This window comes from Streptomyces sp. SID4985 (assembly GCF_009863025.1).
In the GTDB taxonomy this organism is placed as follows: domain Bacteria; phylum Actinomycetota; class Actinomycetes; order Streptomycetales; family Streptomycetaceae; genus Streptomyces.
On the sequence record NZ_WWIR01000276.1, the window covers coordinates 1 to 425 of the forward strand.

The 425-nt window shown below is 72.0% G+C and carries 1 protein-coding gene; it reads left to right on the plus strand.

Translation table 11 applies throughout. The annotated features are described in order from the left end of the window. A partial coding sequence (locus GTW40_RS11230) for an RICIN domain-containing protein (RefSeq protein WP_161180019.1) occupies nt 1-425 on the plus strand: 425 nt, incomplete at both ends.

A 425-nucleotide genomic window follows, 5' to 3' on the forward strand; every position in this document is an offset into this window, starting at 1 on the left:
CAAGTGCGTGGACGTCGCCGCCGACGACACCGGCGTCAACGCCGCCGCCGTCCAGCTCTGGGACTGCCAGTCCTACGCCGAGGATCAGCACTGGACGCACAACCCCGACGGCTCGCTCGGCACCATCGGCCGCTGCCTGGACATCAACGGCAACGGCACCGCCAACGGCACCCAGGTCGAGCTGTGGGACTGCAACGGGGTCGGCGGGCAGAAGTGGGTCCAGCAGGCGGACGGTTCGCTGCTCAACCCGCAGTCAGGGCGCTGCCTCGACTCGCCCGGCGGCGCCACCGGCAACGGCACCCGGCTCCAGATCTACGACTGCAACGGCTCGGCCGCCCAGAAGTTCGCGGTGAACGGCGGTGCCCCGGTCGCCGGGCCCGGCGGCAAGTGCGTGGACGTCGCCGCCGACGACACCGGCGTCAACG